Here is a 554-nt window from a genome sequence, read left to right on the forward strand (position 1 = left end):
AAAAAATGGCTCACACTCAAAAGGTGATCGCGCTCTAATTTGTAGAGCCGCATAAATATTTACAACAGATGGTACTGTCTTTTTAACCAAAGGAGCAAATGAAAGAGTAATCTCTTTTTGTGTTTGAGGAACATGAGCATAGATATGATCAAACGATATCAACATCATAATCGCACAAAAAAGCCACACCCAAAAAGAATACCTCATAATCTACTCCTTATAAAACCAGCCCATTCTGTTAAAGATTCATAGAATTAAAAAAAATAACCCCGCAAATAAAGGATCTCTATTAATATTTCATAATAGAGACTAAAAACAAGCCATTTAAACAGTAAATATTATAAAAATCAAATAATTCAATATGCTATAATTTTCTCTCACCATCTATTTCTCAAGTAAAACAAACTTAAAAATACGCATAAAAAAACCGCCTAAAACAAGGCGGCCTTTAAAAATCCAATTGAATAAAAAGCTTATGAGGTTTTTCCCTTTTCATTCTCTAAAGCTTCGATACGAGCACGATCCCCAGCCCCCTTTGCTTCAACATCACGATC

Annotated in this window: 1 pseudogene; it reads right to left on the reverse strand. The window is 32.9% G+C overall.

The features are described from left to right. Nucleotides 1-207, reverse strand: a pseudogene (locus ACFINC_RS11815) (serine protease); the annotation flags it as partial. Between the last annotated feature and the right edge of the window lie 347 nt (nt 208-554).

It is taken from the genome of Bartonella sp. AP58NXGY, from assembly GCF_042195785.1.
GTDB lineage: Bacteria > Pseudomonadota > Alphaproteobacteria > Rhizobiales > Rhizobiaceae > Bartonella.